11 protein-coding genes are annotated in these 20,238 nt (G+C 59.3%); 1 reads left to right on the forward strand and 10 read right to left on the reverse strand.

Annotation, left to right across the window (positions count from 1 at the left end; genetic code table 11):
• Positions 1–3,654: an autotransporter outer membrane beta-barrel domain-containing protein gene (locus M8N44_RS12925; protein ID WP_022396579.1), complete on the reverse strand. Its 3,654-nt coding sequence runs from the start codon at positions 3,652–3,654 to the stop codon at positions 1–3.
• A 472-nt stretch (positions 3,655–4,126) separates the two neighbouring features.
• On the opposite strand from M8N44_RS12925, the gene gad reads away from it, so the two are divergent.
• Positions 4,127–5,527 carry a glutamate decarboxylase gene (gad, locus tag M8N44_RS12930; protein WP_102728561.1) on the forward strand — a complete coding sequence of 467 codons (1,401 nt, stop codon included), beginning with the start codon at positions 4,127–4,129 and terminating at the stop codon, positions 5,525–5,527.
• Positions 5,528–6,307: 780 nt separating this feature from the next.
• On the opposite strand, the gene M8N44_RS12935 is transcribed toward gad, so the two are convergent.
• The 9 genes from M8N44_RS12935 to M8N44_RS12975 all read right to left on the reverse strand — a co-directional run bounded on the left by M8N44_RS12935 (position 6,308) and on the right by M8N44_RS12975 (position 19,981).
• A complete protein-coding gene (locus tag M8N44_RS12935; RefSeq protein ID WP_022396581.1) occupies positions 6,308–7,039 on the reverse strand; it encodes a peptidoglycan recognition protein family protein in 732 nt (243 codons plus the stop codon).
• A 147-nt stretch (positions 7,040–7,186) separates the two neighbouring features.
• On the reverse strand, positions 7,187–8,131 hold the full coding sequence (locus tag M8N44_RS12940) for a type I phosphomannose isomerase catalytic subunit (protein ID WP_102728471.1): 945 nt from the start codon (positions 8,129–8,131) through the stop codon (positions 7,187–7,189).
• Between the two features lie 75 nt (positions 8,132–8,206).
• The gene (locus M8N44_RS12945) at positions 8,207–9,454 is read right to left on the reverse strand and encodes a hypothetical protein (RefSeq protein ID WP_022396583.1); all 1,248 of its coding nucleotides are present in this window, start codon (positions 9,452–9,454) and stop codon (positions 8,207–8,209) included.
• A 110-nt stretch (positions 9,455–9,564) separates the two neighbouring features.
• Positions 9,565–10,890: a Na+/H+ antiporter NhaC family protein gene (locus M8N44_RS12950; RefSeq protein ID WP_102728472.1), complete on the reverse strand. Its 1,326-nt coding sequence runs from the start codon at positions 10,888–10,890 to the stop codon at positions 9,565–9,567.
• A gap of 34 nt (positions 10,891–10,924) precedes the next feature.
• Complete coding sequence (locus M8N44_RS12955; protein WP_102728473.1) at positions 10,925–12,013, reverse strand: GDP-L-fucose synthase family protein; 1,089 nt, start codon at positions 12,011–12,013, stop codon at positions 10,925–10,927.
• 1 nt (position 12,014) lies between these two features.
• Positions 12,015–13,082: a GDP-mannose 4,6-dehydratase gene (gmd, locus tag M8N44_RS12960; RefSeq protein WP_102721901.1), complete on the reverse strand. Its 1,068-nt coding sequence runs from the start codon at positions 13,080–13,082 to the stop codon at positions 12,015–12,017.
• Positions 13,083–13,235: 153 nt separating this feature from the next.
• Positions 13,236–14,354 carry a glutamine-hydrolyzing carbamoyl-phosphate synthase small subunit gene (carA, locus tag M8N44_RS12965; protein WP_102726599.1) on the reverse strand — a complete coding sequence of 373 codons (1,119 nt, stop codon included), beginning with the start codon at positions 14,352–14,354 and terminating at the stop codon, positions 13,236–13,238.
• A 30-nt stretch (positions 14,355–14,384) separates the two neighbouring features.
• Positions 14,385–17,588 (reverse strand): carbamoyl-phosphate synthase large subunit, encoded by a 3,204-nt coding sequence (carB, locus tag M8N44_RS12970; protein WP_102728474.1) that lies wholly within the window; start codon positions 17,586–17,588, stop codon positions 14,385–14,387.
• A 257-nt stretch (positions 17,589–17,845) separates the two neighbouring features.
• Entirely contained in the window at positions 17,846–19,981 is a 2,136-nt protein-coding gene (locus tag M8N44_RS12975; protein ID WP_180971036.1) for a glutamine synthetase III family protein, read from the reverse strand.
• Between the last annotated feature and the right edge of the window lie 257 nt (positions 19,982–20,238).

The following is a 20,238-nucleotide window of genomic DNA, read 5'->3' on the forward strand; positions in this document are numbered from 1 at the left end:
TTAGAAGGCGTAGCTTACCCCGGCGTTGACCCGGTGGTAGGTTGACTTGCTCCTGCCTTCGAATTCATAGCCGGCGTAGGCCGTCCATTTGGGGTTGATGACGACGGTGCTGTTGTAATTGACGCGTACGGCGTTCCGGTCCGGGCGGGAACCCCTCGCGGTCCAGCTGAAATCGTTCAGCAGGCGCGTGGCCCTGGTTTCCGGGTTGTCACGCACCACGTCGGGCACGTAGCTTACGGACAGGCTGTTCACCCACAGCACGCCGTTGCTGAATTGCAGGGCCTTGCTGACGCCTACGCCCACGGGCAGGCTCAGGTTCTTCAGATTCCCGCGGTCGAAGTGCCGGGCGTCATATCCCGTTTCCGTGAAGGAATTCTGGTTGACCTGGGTGTACTCGATTCCCAGGAAGGGGGAGAGCGTCCAGCCCTTGTTCAGGCTGTGGTCCCACGTGGCCTGAAGGGTGGCGAAGCCCATTCTGTTCTGCCATTTGCCGTGGGAAGCCCCTCCGTCATAATAGGAGTCCAGCTTGTTGGTTGTCCATCCGAAGCCGGCTGTTCCGCTGATGGTCAGCATGTCCTTGGGGGCAAGCTGCTTTCTCCATGCTCCGTAAAGCAGGGCAACGTAGGAGGTCTGGTCCACTTCGCTGGGCCAGCTGCGGCTCTTGTTGGTGCCGTACAGGTTGCCGAAGGCGGCGCCCAGAATGGTGTTCGGGGTGAACCTGCGGTCCGCACCCACGGCATAGCCGCCGCCATTGTAGTCGTAGCCGTCAATGCCGTCGCGGGTGGCATGGTAGGTGAAGTCTCCCATTCCCTTGATCCAGAAGTTATTCTTCGGACCCATCAGGAACCGGGTGATGCCCACCTGGCCCAGAGCGGCATTGGAAACGGACTTCATGTTGGAAGCGGAGCTCCACATGGAGTTGCCGATGTCCGCCCCGTCCAGTTCCGGGAGAATCTCTTCAATGCCGGCGGTGGGGTTCCAGACGGCGTACAGATGGTCGTTGATTCCGTCTCCGTCCAGGTCTTCCCATTCCTTGGTCCAGTACCCTTCGTAGGTATAGGGGGAGTTGACCGTATTGGTTCCGGTGGCTGTGGAATAGATGTCGTCAAAATCCCCGGAAGTTCCGGGAATGGCCGCTTCCCCGATGGCCATGGCCAGGAAGCGCTGCTTCTCGGCCCATCTCTTGTGGGCGTAATCCTCCAGGGAATCCGCTACTCCCATGGAGCCGCCCATGGTGTGGCTGTTGGCTTGCTCAATGCTGAGGCCGGAGCTGTAATCGTCCATGAAGGGGCGGAAGTCAAAGATGACGCCCTTGCTGATGTCGATCGTGTCCGCATGGAAGGCGGCGCCCCTTCCGGTTCTCAGGGTCACGCCGGATTCAATGGTGATGTTCCTGCTGTTCACGGAACTGTTTCCCGTGATTTCCAGAACGCCCTTATTCACAGTGAAGGATGAGTCTTTGGTGAGGTCCTTGTTGCCGTATGTCACACCGTCTTCCAGAATCAGGGTACCATCGTACAAGGTGGTTTTTCCGCTGACATTGAAGTACTTGGACTCCGCCAGCCGGTTTTGCCAGTCGGCTTCCGTTTCTCCGGCGGCCTGGGTGATCAGCTTGTCCGCCTCCGCTCCGGAAAAGCGGATGGTTCCGGTGAATTCCGGAGCCGTTCCGTTGTAAGGAGTGGTATCCACTCCTTCGGACTTGTTGAAGTCATAGACAATGTTGTCATACTCCGCTCCGTCGCCTTCATTCCGGAAGGGGTCGTAGAAGGTGACCGTCCTTCCTTCCTGCGCGCGGAGCACCACGCTGTCCATGGAAGCGCTTCCGTTGGTTCCAAACACCAGGGAGTTCAGAATAGGGTTGGCCCCGCCGCGTTTTTCCGTGTTGCCTTTCACGATGATGTCCCCCTGGTCAGCGGAAAAGACGGCATCCTTGTAATAGAGGAGCATGGCTCCCGCAACACCGTCAACGGAGTTGTTCTCAATAAGCACACCGCCGCGGTTGTTGATGAACTCCAGGCCGTTGGCCCCCTGAAGTGCTCCAACGTCCCATTTGGCCGAGTTGCCGGAGATGGTGACCTTCCCCGTATTGACGAAGGATGTTTTCCCATCCACCAGGAGGGCGCCATAACCGTAGTCCGTGGATTTGTTGCCGGAAATGGAGATGTCTCCCGTGTTGGCAAAGGACAGGTTCCCGTGGAACTGCCCCACGCCGTAGTGCCAGCCCGCCGTATTATTGTCCATGGAGATGTTTCCGGTCCGGGTGAACGAGGTATTACCGGTCACCTCAATGGCGCCGTTGTACTGGTCCGCGCTGTTTCCGGAAAGGGAAATGTTCCCTGCATCCGTCACGCTGAACGTTCCGTAAAAGCGCAGGGCTCCGTTGGAACCCTTGGTGGAGTTTCCTTCCACAGTGATGTCCCCATTGTTGCTGAACGTGGTATTGCCGAAGACGGCTACACCTCCCATTTGATTGTCCGAGCTGTTTCCTGAAATGGTGATGTTTCCCGTATTGGTGACGTTCCAGTCCTTGCTGATCCAGCCTACGGCATACGTCTTGTCCGCGTGGTTGCCGATGAAGGTGATGGAGCCGATGTTATTGAGGTTGAAGTTTCCGCTGACGCCGAATGCCCCGGCGCTGTTGCTGGCCTGGTTGCCTTCAAAGCGCAGGTCTCCGCCGATGTTGGAGATGTCCAGGTCCTGGCCGCTGTATACTGCGCCGAAGTTGCCGTTCCAGTCGGAGGCCAGTTCCCCGGCGTCCGCCCGGTTGTTCCTGAAAATCACGTCTCCGGTGACGCCGGCTATCTTCATGCCGCCTCCGGTATTATCGTAGCCGTCTACGGCGCCTGCATAAGCGTAAATGGCGCCGGCTATCCATGCGGAATTGTTTTCAAAGGTCATGTTTCCGGTAACGTTCTGGAACGTCAGCGCATATTCCCCGGCGGGAATGTAAGCCTTGGTTGCCGTAGAAGTGGAATCATGCGCGCCTGCATAAATGGCGCCCCCGATGTTGGAGTGGGCGCTCGTGGGCGAGTGTCCGGTGGAGTTTCCGCTGAACAGGATGGACTTGGTATTTTCAAAGTCGATCTTTCCCCACGTGAACAGGGCCCCTCCGAGGGCTTGCCCCTGCTGGCTGTCGTCACCCAGCATGTTGTTGGTGAAGGAAATATTGCCCATGTGGGAGAAGGTGATGTCACCCCTTGCGTTCACGGCGCCCCCGGCATTCGTATCCGCATTCACGATGGATTTGCAGTTGTTGAAGGAAAGGTCGCCCATGTCCGTGAAGGTGAGCGTTTCTCCGCGGATGGCGCCTCCCCCTTCGTTGTCATTGACCCAGCGGTCGCTGTGGATGGAGGAACAATCGTCAAAGCTCATGGACATTCCCGTGCCGGTAAATGTCATGACGGACTCGCTGGCGGGCCGGGTGTGGTCTGCCAGCTGATTGAAGAAGACGCTGCCTGCGAAGACGGTGTCTTCCGTCCGGAATCCGGAAAAGCTCAGGTCCTCCTTCAAGGTGTAAGTGATGCTGTCCTGCGTCTCCTGGCGCGTGACAACGGTGCCCTGATAGAGGTCTTCAGCCTGTTGGGCTGTTCCCGTCTGCGCCAGGGAGGCTGTCATCAGGAGAAGGATGGCGGATACTGCAAATTTTGGTTTCATTAGTATGCGGTAAGGTTCTTTGTTAGGTACCAGACCTGAGCCGTCTTTTGCCCGGGCGCCCGGGTGGGGGCTTTTGCGCGCGCTGGCACCGGTGTCTGGAAACTATAAGAGTCTTTTGAGCGCGTTTTTTCTCAACGGATGTCATGCTATGCGCAAGGCTCTTCTAACATATTATTCCGCTTGGCCGTTGAAGCTGAAAACGTCCGGGCCCCTCATCTGTGAAAATATGGCCTGTGTCATACATAGGGTGTTTTATGAGTGTAGGTCAGGAAATATAACAAATTTTGTAATTTAATGATTTTTAGTAACGCATGGATAATAAAATAAAGCTTGTTCCTGTATTTTTGTAGAAAAGTTATGCGGGGGTGAATGACAATAGAAATATGAACACTTTTGTTCGTAGAAGCTTCTATCCTTCATGCGGGCGGTCTTTCACGGCTGGCCCGGAAATGATGAAACAATAGATACCGTCATGTTTGATCCAAATCAAAAACCCGATACAGCCCGGGCAGAAAATTCCATTTTCGGCTCTCCGGAAGCAGACAACCTACTGCCCAAGGATCAGTTCCCGGATTACGCCATGCGTGCGGAGGACGCCTTCCAGTTGGTGTCCGATGAATTGATGCTGGACGGCAATGCCCGCCAGAACCTTGCCACCTTCTGCCAGACGTGGGATGAAAAGCAGGTCAGGATGCTGATGAATATCAGTATTAACAAGAATATGATCGACAAGGATGAATATCCCCAGACAGCCGCTATTGAAATGCGCTGTGCTGCCATCATTGCCAACCTTTGGAACGCCAGCCAGGATGAAAAACCCATCGGCTGTTCCACCATCGGTTCCAGTGAAGCGTGCATGCTCGGGGGTATGGCCGCCCTGTGGCGCTGGAGAGCCCGCCAGAAAGCTGCCGGCAAACCCACTGACAAGCCCAACCTGGTATGCGGGCCCGTCCAGATCTGCTGGCACAAGTTCTGCCGCTACTGGGATATTGAAATGCGTGAAATCCCCATGTCACCCGGAAAATGGAAGATGGATGTGGACAGCATGCTGGAACAGATTGACGAAAACACCATCGTGGTGGTTCCCACGTTCGGCGTGACCTACACGGGCGCTTATGAACTGCCGGCGGAGATTGCCAAGGCCCTGGACGATTACGAAGACAGGACCGGCATCAGTGTGGACATCCACGTGGACGGCGCCAGCGGCGGTTTCCTGGCCCCGTTCTGCGCTCCGGACATTGTCTTTGACTTCCGCATTCCCCGCGTCAAGTCCATCAGCGCTTCCGGCCACAAATACGGCCTGGCTCCGCTCGGAGTGGGCTGGGTGGTATGGAGAGACATCGCCGACCTGCCTGAAGGGTTGATCTTCAACGTCAACTATCTTGGCGGTGAAATCCCCAACTTCGCCATTAACTTCTCACGGCCGGCCGGACAGATCATCTGCCAGTATTATGACTTCATCCGTCTGGGCAAGGAAGGGTATACCAACATCCATACCCAGGCCTATGAAGTGGCCAAGTACATTTCAGATGAGGTTTCCAAGCTCGGGCCGTACGAATTCATTTGCACGGGCGATCCGGAAAAGGGCATTCCCGCCGTCTGTTTCTTCATCAAGGACGGAGCCAAGACGAACTATACCCTCTTCGACCTTTCGGACAAGCTGAGAACCCGCGGCTGGCAGGTGCCCGCCTTCACCCTCCCTGCCAATTGCCAGGATACGGTGGTGATGCGCGTGATGGTCCGCCAGGGCTTCACCAAGGACTTGGCAGACCTGTTCCTGGAAGACTTCAAGCGCATGCTGGCCTTCTTCGAGAAACACCCGGTCACTTCCCCGATGACGGCGGAAGAAGGCACGGCCTTCCACCACTCCTGATGGAAGCCACGCTGAGTGATTTTTGTTGGATGAATAAGTGTGTGTAAGCGCAGCTCCGCAGTTGTCAAGGTTTGTGCGTGGACCTGGCGGCTGCGGAGTTTTTTTATGCTCCGGCGGCTGCGCCGCGGACGGCGGAAGCGTGATGGAGGCTTCTGTTGCGGATGAACGCGGACCGCTCCGGAACTGTTTCCAAAAGGGGCTTTGTGAGACCTGGCGGACTTTTCCGTTCCCCCTCCGGAATTCGCGGAATGCCGTGTTTCCAAGTTGCTTCGTGAAATCCTGCGCGTTCCCCGTCTTCTTATAAAAAGACCGGGGATTTTGTTATTCCTGCGTCTTCCGTTTCGTTTGGGAAAAGGCATGCTTCCGCAAGGATCCTTGCATCATTCTTTCGGAAGGGTGGGGGGGTATAGCGCGGACTCCGGATAAATGCGGGGTCCACCTGTTTGAGGCGTCATCTTTACTTGGTGAAAGATTGCTGCGTTTCAAAGCCTGGCGCGTTGGGACAGGCGGGATTGATAAAAGCCGTCCTGTTTTTTCATGCCGCCGGGTTGCAGACCCTGCGGAGATTACCGGAAGGGGACGGCGCGGAGGCTGTTGATTCCCTGATCCGCTTACATGATGCCGCGTCGCGGACGCATTGCCGGCTGGCAGCGAATGATGGATTCAAAAAAGCTGTGCCCGCCGCTTTAACACGATCGGCAAAAAGCAAGGGAACAACCCCGGTCAGGAGTCTTCCTCCATCCTCAAATCCGGAATGCAGCGGGAGGCGTGGAATGGCGCTTAGCTGATGCAGCGGTAATAATAATCCACGCGGGAAATGAACCAGGACCATTTGAAACCGGGCTTGCCGTTGTCCAGCAGCAGGTGGGGGCAGCGTTTTCCGGTCCAGTAGTAATGCGGCACGACGTTCCGCAGGGGAATATCGTGGGCGTACATGTTGTAGGCGGCCAGCTTGGCGGCGCGGTCAAAGGTCTTGACGATGCTCTGTCCCCGCTTTTCGCACATTTCAATGCCGATGGAATACATGTCCCCGGGGCCGCCCCGGTCCGCATGGCGTCCCGTTTCATTCAGGGGGATATGCTGCATGGCTACATACGGATCCACCGTGTAGTGCCAGTTGCAGCGCAGGGCTCCGTTATTCAGCGCGCGCGCGTGCTGCATGGCGTCTGCGGAAGGGTTTTCCGTGTTGTGCATGGTGATGAAGCGCGGCTTCATCCGGGAAGAGCGCTGCCGGAGAGGGGAAGAGCGGGGCATGAACATAGGCCGGACGTTGCATTCCGCCAGCAGCTGCCGTGGAGAGCGCTTCACCACGGGGACACCGGAGGGCTTGAAGGAAATCATGGGCGCCATTCCGGCTTTGCCGGAGGGTTCCGAACAACTGGTCAGGGCCAGCAGGGCGGCGGCTTCCAGCAGGAAGGTTCTGCGGTCCATGCCCTGGACTTTCTCCAGCATGGGCTGGAGCTGTCCGGAAACACGGGCAAGATAAGTGGCGATGGTGGAAATATTGCTCATACGGCGGCCGGGAGGTGAGGGATTTACAGCACGGATGCGGGAAAAGTTTAGTTCACGCTAAGATTCACCTTTCTTCTTTGCAACGAAAAAGTGTGAAAGCTTTAGCTTTGTGCCGAATTCTTCACGCTTTTTGTCATATTGGGCCGTTCAAACCGTTGTTGAGAGCAAAACGGTATCCGGTTCCACGGCGGTGACGGCGTCCGCATTTGCCGGAGACAGGATGAATTCCCCCTGCCGCGCCGTTTTCCCGTCCCAGGACACGGAGCCGCGGAGAACTGTGAAGATGGCGAAGCGGGAGGCGTCCGGCTGGGTGAATCGTTCTCCCTGGTCCAGCCGATATTCCTCCGTGGTGAAATGCGGCATTTCCGTCAGGTAGCCGGGCTGCCGGCAGAGCTCCCGGAATTCCGCGATGGAATCCAGCGCCTGTTCCATGTGCAGTTCCCGTCCCTGTCCGGAAGCGTCTGTCCGGTTCCAGTCGTAAAGGCGGTAGGTGGTGTCGCTGTTCTGCTGGATCTCCGCAATGAGGTGCCCGGCGCCGATGGCGTGAACCAGGCCGGCGGGAATGTAAAGATGTTCCCCCTTTTCCAGATGGGTGGAGCGTATCAGTTGCTCCATTTGGCCCGTTTCCGCCGCCCGGCGGATGTCCGAGAGCGTAGCGGTTTCTTCCATTCCTCCGTAAATCAGGGCATCCGGGTCCGCGTGCAGCACGTACCATACCTCGTTTTTAACCTCTCCCCGCCGTGCTGCCGCCGTGCATTCCGGGGGATGCACCTGGACGGAAAGATTCTCACGGGCGTCCAGAATTTTGCAGAGCAGGGGAAAACGCGGAAAACGTTCGTAGCCGGGCCCGAAGAGTTCTTCCCGCCGTTCTTCCCATAGCTGGTGCAGGGGCATTCCTTCCCATTCGCCTTCCCTCACCGTGCTCATGGCTTCCGGACGGTCGCTGATTTCCCAGGCTTCCCCGTAGGCCGTTTCCCGGTTGGGCAGTTCCCGGCCCAGCATGGTTCTCATGTGCTGGCCGCCCCAGATGCGCGGCTGATAGATGGAATGGAATCGAAAAGGCTGCATCGTAATAACGGGAGCGTAGGCCATCTTTTACGGCCGGGCAAGTAAAATGCCCGCAGGAGGCCTGCGGGCATGAAGAGAGGGAAATCGGGAAGTTTCCGGTTATTTGATGGATTCCCATACGATGCCGATCTCATCAAACGGCACATATTCCTTGTTCTTGTCCGGTTTCGGTACACCGTAGTTGGTCCGGAACAGGGGCAGGATGGGCGCTCCCGTCTTGGGATCCTTGCTCATGGGTGCCATTCCCACTTCCTCCAGCAGCAGGGTCATGCCGAATTCGCCGCCGGGACCTTCGCTGACCAGGATTTCAATGGGGTACACCTTGCCTTGCTCCACCGTGAACTGCTTGCCGGCGGCTACGCCGCGCATGGTGTTGTTCCAGTGGCCGGAGGGGCCGTATTTGTAGAACGTGACGGGGGGGACGTTGATGCCCGCGTCCTTGAGTTCCTTCTTCAGGTCGTCGTTGCCGGGCTTGCCTTCCATGGCATCAAGCCATTTGGCGTTGTTCGCCGTCATTTTCCCCAGGGAGGCGGATTCCCAGCCGTAGTCGAATACGTTCTGGTTGTTGAACCGCACTACCAGGTAGTCGTCTCCCAGCCCCACGAAGCGGAACGTGCCGGATTTGGGAGCGCGCACTTTGCCCCGGTAAATGGCAAGCCACTGGCTGGGTTTCACCTTGTCGTCGCATCCGTAGGCCTTGGGCGCGTCTTTGGCGGGAGTTCTGGGAATGTAGAACTGGGCGGCGTACAATTGCTGCGGCGCCTTGTAAAAACGATTCAGCTCCGACTCATTCCAGCCTTTGTTGACAAAGCGGGAAAGAAAGGCGCGGTACTGGTCCATCGTCATGTTGGTGGGCCGTCCGCCGGGCGTCTGCTTGGTATCGTAAAAGGTGCCTACCAGCGTACTTCCGGAGGGCTGGGACGTGCCGAAGGCGGAGGTGGCGTCACCCAGGTCGGGGCCGAAGCCGTCTCCCATGCCCAGGGCGGTTCCTTCTTCCAGCATGACGGGTTCGTCCGGCGGGTCAATGTCGATCTTGGGGAGGCTGACCGGGGCTGCCGCCGCGGCTACCACGACTTTGACGGGAGTTTCCGCATGGGAGGAAGAGGAGGTTTCCCTCTGCACTTCCGGCGGCGGAGGCGTATCCGACGGAGGAGCTTCGTCCGGCGTGATGTAGCCGACGACCTTGGGTTCTTCCGGGGGGGCGATGATGATGGTCAGGGAGTAGAGAATGGCTCCCGCCAGGACGACGGAGAGAATGGATGTCGCCAATGCGGCAATGTAATTTTTCCGCCTTTCCTTGCGCAGGGTTTCCACTGCGTCTTCTGTGGGTTCTATATGAAGGCTCATGCATGTATGATAACATAGGAGCCCCATATGTTGAGTAACATGAGGATAACAAGGATAACATGTCGGTAACAAAAAGGGCGTCTTTGACGCCTCTTCTTCCTTATGGCTTCTCAGCTTTTCCTGCGCTTTCCCGTTTTTCCGGGAGCCAGTGCGATGGCAAGAATGGAACAGACGCCCAGAATCAGGGGGTAATACAGGTATTCCATGATCAGCAGGGGGGAAACCTGGGCGATTCCGGCGGCCATGAGCATCTGGGCCCCGTAGGGAATGACGCCCTGGACCAGGCAGGAAAAGGTGTCCAGAATACTGGCGCTGCGCCTGGGCGCGATATGGAATTTATCGCTGATCTCCTTCGCGATGGGACCCACCGTAATGATGGCGATCGTGTTGTTGGCGGTGCAGAGATTGGCCAGGGAGACCAGGCCGGCGATGCTGAATTCCGCGCCGCGCCTGCTCCGGATGTGGGCCGTGATTTTTCCGATGATGTACGCAATGCCGCCGTTGAAGCGGATCAACGCCAGCACGCCGCCGGCCAGCAGGGTGACGATGATCAGCTCCCCCATGCCGGTCATGCCGCTGCCCATGGCGCGGAACCAGGCCATGAAGGAAAAATACCCCATGCCTACTCCGACAAGTCCCGTGGCGAGCAGCCCCAGCGTCAGAACGGCCATCACGTGGACTCCGGCCAGCGCCGTCACCAGAACCAGCAGGTAGGGGAACACCTTCATCCATTCAATGGGAGCGTCCGCCATGGAGGGGGACTGCACGTTCCATCCGAGCAGGGTGTAGCAGGCCAGGGCCAGCAGCGCGGCGGGAAGCACCACCTTCACGTTAGCCCGGAATTTGTCCCGCATGGCGCAGCCCTGCGTGCGGGTGGCGGCGATCGTGGTGTCTGAAATGAAGGAAAGGTTGTCTCCAAAAAACGCTCCGCCCACCACAATGGCCGTCATCATGCCGGTGCTGACCTGCGTGGCGTGCGCCAGCCCCGTGGCTACGGGAGCAAGCGCCACAATGGTGCCCACGGAAGTGCCCACAGAAAGGGAGATGAAGCAGGATGCGATGAAGACGCTGGCAAGCAGCAGATTGTCCGGCAGGAGGCGCAGCGTGAGCTGCACGGTGGCGTCAATTGCCCCCATGTCCCTGGCGGACTGGGCGAATGCGCCCGCCAGCACGAAAATCCAGATCATCATCAGGATATTCCGGTTGGCTACGCCGGAGGAAAACAGGTCCACCCGTTCCGCCATGCTTTTCCCGCGGGTGATGAGCACGGCCCAGACTGCCGCCGCCGTAAAGGCCACCGTCACCGGAACGGCGTAAAAATCCTGTACGGCTACGGAGATGACCAGGTAAAGCAGGAAGAAAACCAGCAGGGGGCTCAGCGCCCACAGGCTGGGTTTGACGGGCGCCGTATCCTGGCTGTCTGGAAAATGGGTCATGGAGGAGTGCGTGCTGCCGGAGATGCTGGGCGGCTTAGTTTCCGGCGGCTTCCGCCTGGCCCAGATACCACCGGTAGATGCGCTCCACGCCTTCTTCCAGCTCCACCCGGTGGGTCCAGCCCAGGGAATGCAGCTTGGAAACGTCCGTCAGCTTGCGCATGGTGCCGTCCGGCTTGTCCGCGTTGAATACCAGTTCTCCCCGGTAGCCTTCCGTGGCGGCTATCAGGCGCGCCAGATCGCCGATGGAGATTTCCTTTCCGGTGCCGATGTTGATATGGCAGTTCCGCACCTCCCGGTCTTCCCCTTTCAGCTGGCTGAAATCCACCTGTTCCATCACGTGGACGCAGGCGTCCGCCATGTCTTCGCTCCACAGGAATTCGCGCAGGGGCGTGCCCGTTCCCCACAGTTCCACGGAACCGGGGGTGATGCCGTATTTGGCCAGCGCGTCCAGGATGGCTTCTTCCGGCGCCGTCCCGTCCACCTGTTCCACAGGCCGCGCGTCCAGGTCTTTCCGCACGGCGTCCCAGTCCCCTTCCATCAGGCGCTTGGCCAGGTGAATCTTGCGCACCATGGCGGGCAGCACGTGGCTGTTCTCCAGGTGGAAGTTGTCATTGGGGCCGTACAGGTTCGTAGGCATCACGGCGATGTAGTTGGTGCCGTACTGGAGGTTGAAGCTCTCGCACATTTTCAGGCCTGCGATTTTGGCGATGGCGTAGGGCTCGTTGGTGTATTCCAGCGGGGAGGTGAGCAGGGCGCTCTCCTTCATGGGCTGGGGTGCCTCTCGCGGATAGATGCAGGTGCTCCCCAGGAAGAGGAGCTTGGAGACGCCGTGCCGGAAACTTTCCCCGATGACGTTCTGCTGGATCTGGAGGTTGCGGAAGATAAAGTCCGCCCGGTACCGTGAGTTGGCGATGATGCCGCCCACGAACGCCGCCGCCAGAAAGACGTATTCCGGCTTTTCCCGGTCAAAGAATTCCCGCACGGCCGCCGGGTCCTCCAGGTCCAGTTCCCGGTGCGTCCGCCCGATCAGGTTAGAATAACCCCTGTCTTCCAGGGATTTCCAGATGGCGGAGCCCACGAGGCCGCGGTGTCCGGCCACGAATATTCTGCTGTTTTTTTCCATCTCAGGAATTGACGGGATTTTTGACGTATTCCATGTCGTGGCGGACCATGATGCGCACGAGTTCCTCAAACGGGGTGGAGGTGGGGTTCCAGCCGAGGAGGGTTCTGGCCTTGGTGGGGTCTCCCAGCAGTTGTTCCACCTCGGAGGGGCGGAAGTACTTGGGATCCACTTCCACCAGGATATGGCCCGTCTTCTTGTCGCGCCCGCGTTCTTCCACGCCTTCGCCTTCCCATTCCAGCTCAATTCCGGCTTCACGGAAGGCCAGCGTGCAGAACTCCCGGACCGTATGCATCTCCCCGGTGGCGATGACGAAGTCTTCCGGCTTGTCGTGCTGGAGAATCAGCCACATGCATTCCACGTAATCCTTCGCGTAGCCCCAGTCGCGCAGGGCGTTCAGGTTGCCCAGATAAAGCTTGTCCTGCATGCCCTGGGCGATGCGGGCCGCCGCCAGCGTGATCTTGCGGGTGACGAAGTTTTCCCCGCGGCGTTCGCTCTCGTGGTTGAACAGGATGCCGTTGACGGCGAACATGCCGTAGGATTCGCGGTAATTCTTGGTGATCCAGAAGCCGTATTGCTTGGCTACGCCGTAGGGGGAGCGGGGATAGAACGGCGTGGTTTCCTTCTGGGGAACTTCCTGCACCAGCCCGAAGAGTTCGGACGTGGAAGCCTGGTAAATGCGGCATTTCTTTTCCATGCCCAGGATGCGGACGGCCTCCAGCATGCGGAGGGTGCCCACGGCGTCCGTTTCCGCCGTGTATTCCGGCACGTCAAAGCTGACCTTCACATGGCTCTGGGCCGCCAGGTTGTAGATTTCATCCGGCTGCACGGTCTGGATGATGCGGATCAGAGAGCTGGAATCCGTCATGTCGCCATAGTGGAGGTTGATCAGCCGGTTTTTCTTCATGTCCCGCACCCACTCGTCCAGGTAAAGATGCTCGATGCGGCCCGTGTTGAAGGAAGAGGAGCGGCGCAGGATGCCGTGTACTTCATAGCCCTTGTCAATCAGGAACTCTGCGAGAAAAGAACCGTCCTGTCCCGTGATGCCGGAGATTAATGCGATTTTGCTCATGTGCTGTGTGTAGATGGTTTGTTGGTTGGGGAGGTTGATGAATGAAAGGAAAAACCTCCGCCGGAGCCGCAATTCATGTGCCCGGGCATAAATAGCGCATTTTTCCCATGGTGACGAGGAAAATGCTCTGGTCATGGAAGAGGAATGCCACTGTCAGCGGGCGGTTTGCCGTTTGCTGGCCGCAATCATCTGCTTGAAGTCCCGGAACAGGTACTGGGGGTCTCTGGGGCCGGGGGCGGCTTCCGGGTGGTACTGCACGCTGAAAACGGGGAGCGTTTTGTGGGCGATGCCCTCCACGGTATTGTCATTCAGGTTCATCAGCGTGATTTCCACGTCGTCCGGCACGGTGTCCGGATCCACGGCAAAACCGTGGTTCTGGGACGTGATGCTGATTTTACCCGTGCGGAGGTCCTTCACCGGATGGTTGGCGCCGCGGTGGCCGAACTTCAGCTTGAAGGTCTTCGCCCCCAGCGCGTGGGAAATGATCTGGTGCCCAAGGCAGATGCCGAACATGGGAACCTTCCCGATCAGGGCGGCTACTTCACGGTGGATGTCCGTCAGCGTGGCGGGGTCCCCCGGACCGTTGGAAAGAAAAACGCCGTCCGGCTTCATGCCAAGCACTTCCTCCGCCGTCGTGTGGGCGGGAACCACGGTCACACGGAAGCCGTTTTCCCTCAGTTGGCGCAGGATGTTGTACTTGATGCCGAAGTCGAAGGCCACGATGTCGTACTCCGTGGGGGGCAGTACCCCTTCCGTCACCAGCGCGTCCACTTCCTCCGGGGTCATGGGATGGGAGCCGATCTTGTCTACGATGTTGCAGCCTTCCATGGAGGGGGCCTTTCTGGCGGCTTCCACGGCTTCCTCCGGCGTCAGCTCCGTGGTGAGGCAGGCGCGCATGGCGCCCGCGGAGCGCAGGTGCTTGGCGATCTTGCGGGTGTCCACCCCCTCAATGCCGATCACGCCCTGCTTTTCCAGCCACGGGCCCAGGGCTTCCGTGGCGCGCCAGTTGGAAGGAACCTTCGCCAGCTCCGCCACCACGAAGCCGCTGACCTGCGCCTTGCCGGACTCGTAATCTTCCGGGTTGACGCCGTAATTGCCGATCAGGGGATAGGTCATCGTGACAATCTGGCCGCTGTAGGACGGGTCCGTCAGGACTTCCTGGTAGCCGGTCATGGACGTGTTGAAGCAGGCTTCCCCCACTTCCGTGCCCGTAGCTCCGAAGTGCGAACCGATGAAGACGCTTCCGTCTTCCAGTGCGAGAATGGCTCTCATGATGATATAAAAATGCTGTTTGGTATGGGGTTAAACGGTCTGGGCATGGTATTCCTGGATGGTGCACACCTGGAGGTTCCTGTTCTTCAGCGCCTCAATGGCGTTCACGCAGGCCTGTGCGGAGGCCAGGTTCGTGCAGTAGGAGGTTTTGGCGGCGATGGCGGAGGAACGGATGATGATGTCGTCCGCCCGCGCGTCGTGGGAGCCGGGCGTGTTGATGATGAAATCGATGTCCCCGTTCTTGATGTGGTCCACGATGTTCGGGCGGCGCGCCTCGTTCACCTTGTACGCGCGTTCGCATTCGATGTCGTGCTGGAGCAGGTGGATCATCGTGCCGCGCGTGGCGCACAGCGTGAAGCCCATGTCCGCCAGCTGGCGGGCCATGTGGAGCACGCGCTCCTTGTCCCGGTCATTCACGGAGATGAAAACCTTGCCTTCCGTCGGCAGGGGATTGAATGCGCTGATCTGGGATTTGGCGAAGGCGATGTCCGGGTCCGGGTCGATGCCCATCACCTCCCCGGTGGATTTCATCTCCGGCCCCAGCACCACGTCGATGCCCGGAAAGCGGCCCCAGGGGAAGACGGCCTCCTTCACGCAGTGGTATTCCGGCGTGATTTCCCGGGTAAAGCCCAGCTCCTCCAGCGTCTTGCCGGCCATGACCTGCGCGGCCAGCTTGGCGAGGGGCCTGCCGATGGCCTTGGAGACGAACGGAACGGTGCGGGAGGCGCGCGGATTCACTTCAATGACGTAAAGCTGTTCGTCCTTCACGGCGAACTGGATGTTCATCAGCCCGCAGACGTTCAGCCGCCGTGCCAGCTCCTTGGAGGCGCGCGTGATTTCCTTGTGCATTTTCATGGAAATGCCCATGGCGGGAATCATGCTGGCGGAATCCCCGGAGTGGATGCCCGCGGGCTCCACGTGCTGCATGATGGCGCCGATGACGGCCCGCTCCCGGTCCGCGATGACGTCCACGTCAATCTCCACGGCGTTTTCCAGAAAGCGGTCGATCAGCACGGGGCGTTCCTCGGAGGCCTCCACGGCTTCGTTCATGTACCGGCGCAGCTCCTGCTCCTCGTACACGATGATCATGCCGCGGCCGCCCAGCACGAAGGAGGGGCGCAGCAGCACCGGATAGCCGATGCGGGCGGCAATGGCGGCGGCGTCCTCCACGTTGGTGGCCGTCCCCGCGTCCGCCTGCTTCAGCCCCAGCTCCCTCAGCAGGGCGGAGAAATGTTCGCGGTCCTCTGCCAGGTCAATGGCCTTCGGGCTGGTGCCGATGACGGGCACGCCGTGGGCTTCCAGGGCGTTGGCCAGGTTCAGCGGCGTCTGGCCGCCGAACTGGACGATGACGCCGTCCGGCTTCTCCTGCTCGCAGATGTGGAGCACGTCTTCCAGCGTCAGGGGTTCAAAGAAAAGCTTGTCGGAGGAATCGTAGTCCGTGGAGACGGTCTCAGGGTTGGAATTCACGATGATGGTTTCATACCCCATTTCCCGCAGGGCCATGGAGGCGTGCACGCAGCAGTAGTCGAACTCGATGCCCTGGCCGATGCGGTTCGGGCCGCCTCCCAGGATGAGGATCTTCTTCCGGCCCGTGTCGCGCGCCTCGTTTTCATCCCCGTACGTGGAATAAAAGTAAGGCGTGTATGCCTCAAACTCCGCGGCGCAGGTGTCCACCAGGCGGTAGCCGGGCACGATGCCCTGTTCGCGGCGTTCCTTGCGGATGCTTTCCTCCGTAGTTCCGCGGGCCAGGGCGATCTGCCTGTCGGAAAAGCCCAGCTTCTTGGCTTCCCGCAGGTCCAGCGCGTCCAGGCGGTCGCCCGCCTTCGCCAGGTCCCGCATCTGGGCCAGGAACCAGGGGTCAATCTGGGTGAGCTGGTGCACCTCGTCCAGGGAAAAGCCGCTGCTGAACGCCGTCTGAATCCAGAAAATGCGTTCCGCCGTGGGGACGGCAAGCTTCCGCGTGATTTCCTCCGCGGTGGGCTTCTGCGGCGCCTTCGTGTCGAAACCCCAGCCCCAGCGGCCCGTTTCCAGGGAGCGCAGGGCCTTTTGCAGGGATTCCTTGAACGTGCGGCCTATGGCCATGGCTTCCCCCACGGATTTCATGGAGGTGGTCAGGTGCTCGTCCGCCTGCTTGAACTTTTCAAACGTGAAGCGGGGGACCTTGGTCACCACGTAGTCAATGGTGGGCTCAAAGCAGGCGGGCGTTTCCCTCGTGATGTCGTTGCGCAGTTCGTCCAGCGTGTAGCCCACGGCCAGCTTGGCGGCCAGCTTGGCGATGGGGAACCCCGTGGCCTTGGAAGCCAGAGCGGAGGAACGTGAAACGCGGGGGTTCATCTCAATGACGATCATGCGGCCGTTGGCCGGGTTGATGGCGAACTGGATGTTGGAACCGCCCGTTTCCACGCCGATTTCCCGGATGACGGCGAAGGATGCGTCCCTCATGACCTGGTATTCCCTGTCCGTCAGGGTCTGGATGGGAGCCACGGTGATGGAATCCCCGGTATGCACGCCCATCGCGTCAATGTTCTCAATGGAGCAGATCACCACGCAATTGTCCGCGCGGTCTCTCATCACTTCCATTTCAAACTCCTTCCAGCCGATGAGGGATTCCTCAATCAGGATTTCGGAAACGGGGGAGAGGTCCAGCCCGCGGGCGCAGATTTCCTCAAACTCCGTCTTGTTGTACGCCACGCCGCCGCCCATGCCGCCCAGCGTGAAGGCGGGGCGGATAATCAGGGGAAAGGTGCCTATGTCCCCGGCTACCCGGCGCGCCTCCTCCATCGTGTGGGCGATGCCGGAGCGCGGCACGTCCAGGCCGATGCGGATCATGGCCTCCTTGAACAGGTTGCGGTCCTCCCCGCGGTCAATGGCGTCCGCATGGGCGCCGATCATGCGCACGTTCTCCCTCTCCAGCACGCCGCTGCGGTGGAGCTCCATGGCGCAGTTCAGGGCCGTCTGGCCGCCCAGGGTGGGGAGCAGGGCGTCCGGCTTTTCCCGGATGATGATTTTCTCCACGAACTCCGGGGTGATCGGTTCAACGTAGGTGCGCGGGGCGGTCTCCGGGTCCGTCATGATGGTGGCGGGATTGGAGTTTACCAGCACTACTTCATAACCTTCTTCCCGGAGGGCCTTGCAGGCCTGGGTGCCGGAGTAGTCGAATTCGCAGCCCTGGCCGATGACGATCGGGCCGGAGCCGATCACGAGAATCTTTTTGATGGAGGTATCTTTAGGCATAATGGCGATGGAAGAATCCTGTGGTTCTGGACCGTGGATTTCCGCCGGGGGAATTAAGTGCCCGCAGGGCTCCGGAGGAAAGTTTTTTTACGGCCAATGACGCGGATTTTTCTGGGGTTGGTGGTCGGTGGAAAACAGTGGGAAAAAGGGCGGCCGGGACAGGGCGCGCCAAGGCCCCGGAGCCGTGCCTTTCCCTCTGCGGGCAGAGGCTTGCCCCGCAAGGGGGCCGGCAAAGCTCCGGAGCTCGTCGGTGCACCCTAATAGATGAACAGCATTTCCCGGTACTTGGGGAGAGGCCAGGACCGGTCGTTCACCAGGGTTTCTGCGGCATCGACGCTGGTTCTCAATCGGGACATCGCGGCAAGGATGTCCTCATGGCAGCTCGTGAGCGCGGTTTCCAGGGTATCCAGGTCGGACACGACGGAATCCAGGGCGTCGCCCAGCTTGTCCGCCAGCTTTTGCAGGGCGGCGGTCCCGTTGGTCCGCTTGGCGTCCAGCGCCCTGGAGAGCGCGGAAACGGTTTGCTTGTATTCGTTGCGCAGGGCAGGGAGGATGATGGTGGCCGCCATTTCCCAGGACAGGCGCCCTTCAATGCGGATGCGCCTGTGGTATTCCTCCAGGAAAATCTCAAACCGGGATTCCAGTTCCCTGCGGGAGAACACCCCGTACTTCTCGAACAGGGCCACATTCTTCTCATTCACCAGGGTGTGGAGGGCGGTCATCGTGTTTTTCAGGTTGGGAAGGCCGCGGCGTTCCGCTTCCTTCACCCATTCCTCCGAATAATTGTCTCCGTTGAAGATGATTCTCTTGTGTTCGGAAATCCTGCGCTTGAGCGTCTCCTGGAGCTGGGCCAGGAAGGTCTCCGGAGCGAAGGAGGAAAGCTCCTCCGCCAGGGAATCGAAGGCCTCCGCCACAATGGTGTTCAGGGTCATCATGGGGCCCGCGCAGGACTGGGCGGAGCCGGGGGCGCGGAACTCGAACTTGTTGCCGGTGAAGGCGAACGGGCTGGTGCGGTTGCGGTCCGTCGCGTCCCGGGGAAGGACGGGCAGCGTATCCACGCCGATCTGGAGCGTGTCGTTGCGCCTGCCGCGGCCGGATTCCCCGTTGATGATATTCTCGATCACTTCATTGAGCTGGTCGCCCAGGAAAATGGAGATAATGGCGGGAGGGGCCTCGTTCGCGCCCAGGCGGTGGTCGTTCCCGGCGCTGGCTACGGAATTGCGCAGCAGGTCGCTGTGCTTGTCCACAGCCTCGATGATGGCGGCCAGCACGGTCAGGAAAATGGCGTTCTGCTGCGGGTCCGTGCCGGGATCCAGCAGATTCTTGTCCCCGTAGGAAATGGACCAGTTGTTGTGCTTGCCGGAGCCGTTGACGCCCACGAAGGGCTTCTCGTGGAGCAGGCACACCAGCCCGTGCCTGCTGGCCTGCTGGCGCAGGATTTCCATCACCAGCATATTGTGGTCGATCGCCAGGTTCACGTCCTCAAACAGGGGGGCCAGTTCAAACTGGGCCGGGGCCACCTCATTGTGGCGCGTCTTGGCCGGAATGCCCAGCCGCCAGAGTTCCTTTTCCACATCATTCATGAAATTGAGGATGCGCGGCTTGATGGAGCCGAAATAATGGTCTTCCAGCTGCTGGTGCTTGGCGGGCGGCGCGCCGAAAAGGGTGCGGCCCGTCTGGACCAGGTCCGGGCGGTTCAGATAGAAATTCTTGTCGATCAGGAAATACTCCTGTTCCGGCCCCAGCGTGATGGTCACGCGTTCATCCGGCAGCCCGAAGCACTTCATCAGCCTCTTGACGGCGTTGCCCAATGCCTGCCGGGAGCGGAGCAGAGGGGTTTTCTTGTCCAGCGCGTCTCCCGTATAGGAACAATAGGCGGTGGGAATGCAGAGGGTGGCTCCGTTCCCGTGCCTCTTGATGAAGGCGGGGCTGGTGGGGTCCCACGCGGTGTATCCGCGGGCCTCAAACGTGCAGCGCAGGCCGCCGGAGGGGAAGCTGGAAGCATCCGGCTCGCTCACGATCAGGTTCTTGCCGGAAAAGCTCATGATCGGCTCCATGCCCTTGGGGTCCAGGAAGGAATCATGCTTCTCCGCCGTGGAACCCGTCATGGGCTGGAACCAGTGCGTGTAGTGAGTGGCTCCCCGTTCCAGAGCCCACTGCTTCATGGCGTGGGCTACGTCCGCGGCAATGTCCGCGTTCAGCGGCAGGCCGTCCTGGATGGTGGACAGGAGGGTTTTCGCCGTGTCCTTGGGCAGGTACTTCTTCATCACCTCCGTACTGAAAACGTCGGCGCCGTAATAATCAATGCGGACAGGAGCGCTCTCGCTCACCCCGCTCACGGGAAGGGAGGCGATGGCGCTGATGGCTTGTGTTCTTGTCGAGTCACTCATCATGGTTAACTGTTGTATCTTTTTCTTAGCAAGAACCGTGCCAGCTTTTTGAATCAACTTGTGCCGGAGTGGGTATGGTGTTTTAAGAAGTTGCCTATAAATATATTGCAGAAATTGTAAAAGGAAGCCGTGGAAAGAAGAGGGATGAAAAAGGTGAAAGCATTAATTACAAAAATGTAAAATCACGGTAAAAGGGTAATTACGAAAATGTAAAAATATCTGCTTGGGAGAGGGAATTGTCCTTTGCCGCCGTGGGTCCT

Origin of the sequence: Akkermansia massiliensis, from assembly GCF_023516715.1 — a bacterium.
GTDB classification, from domain to species: domain Bacteria; phylum Verrucomicrobiota; class Verrucomicrobiia; order Verrucomicrobiales; family Akkermansiaceae; genus Akkermansia; species Akkermansia massiliensis.

What these genes read in the sequence shown, in the direction of transcription:
- M8N44_RS12925 (WP_022396579.1), bottom strand. Translation starts at nt 3,654, where the DNA reads ATGAAACCAAAATTTGCAGTATCCGCCATCCTTCTCCTGATGACAGCC.
- gad (WP_102728561.1), top strand. Translation starts at nt 4,127, where the DNA reads ATGTTTGATCCAAATCAAAAACCCGATACAGCCCGGGCAGAAAATTCC.
- M8N44_RS12935 (WP_022396581.1), bottom strand. Translation starts at nt 7,039, where the DNA reads ATGAGCAATATTTCCACCATCGCCACTTATCTTGCCCGTGTTTCCGGA.
- M8N44_RS12940 (WP_102728471.1), bottom strand. Translation starts at nt 8,131, where the DNA reads ATGGCCTACGCTCCCGTTATTACGATGCAGCCTTTTCGATTCCATTCC.
- M8N44_RS12945 (WP_022396583.1), bottom strand. Translation starts at nt 9,454, where the DNA reads ATGAGCCTTCATATAGAACCCACAGAAGACGCAGTGGAAACCCTGCGC.
- M8N44_RS12950 (WP_102728472.1), bottom strand. Translation starts at nt 10,890, where the DNA reads ATGACCCATTTTCCAGACAGCCAGGATACGGCGCCCGTCAAACCCAGC.
- M8N44_RS12955 (WP_102728473.1), bottom strand. Translation starts at nt 12,013, where the DNA reads ATGGAAAAAAACAGCAGAATATTCGTGGCCGGACACCGCGGCCTCGTG.
- gmd (WP_102721901.1), bottom strand. Translation starts at nt 13,082, where the DNA reads ATGAGCAAAATCGCATTAATCTCCGGCATCACGGGACAGGACGGTTCT.
- carA (WP_102726599.1), bottom strand. Translation starts at nt 14,354, where the DNA reads ATGAGAGCCATTCTCGCACTGGAAGACGGAAGCGTCTTCATCGGTTCG.
- carB (WP_102728474.1), bottom strand. Translation starts at nt 17,588, where the DNA reads ATGCCTAAAGATACCTCCATCAAAAAGATTCTCGTGATCGGCTCCGGC.
- M8N44_RS12975 (WP_180971036.1), bottom strand. Translation starts at nt 19,981, where the DNA reads ATGATGAGTGACTCGACAAGAACACAAGCCATCAGCGCCATCGCCTCC.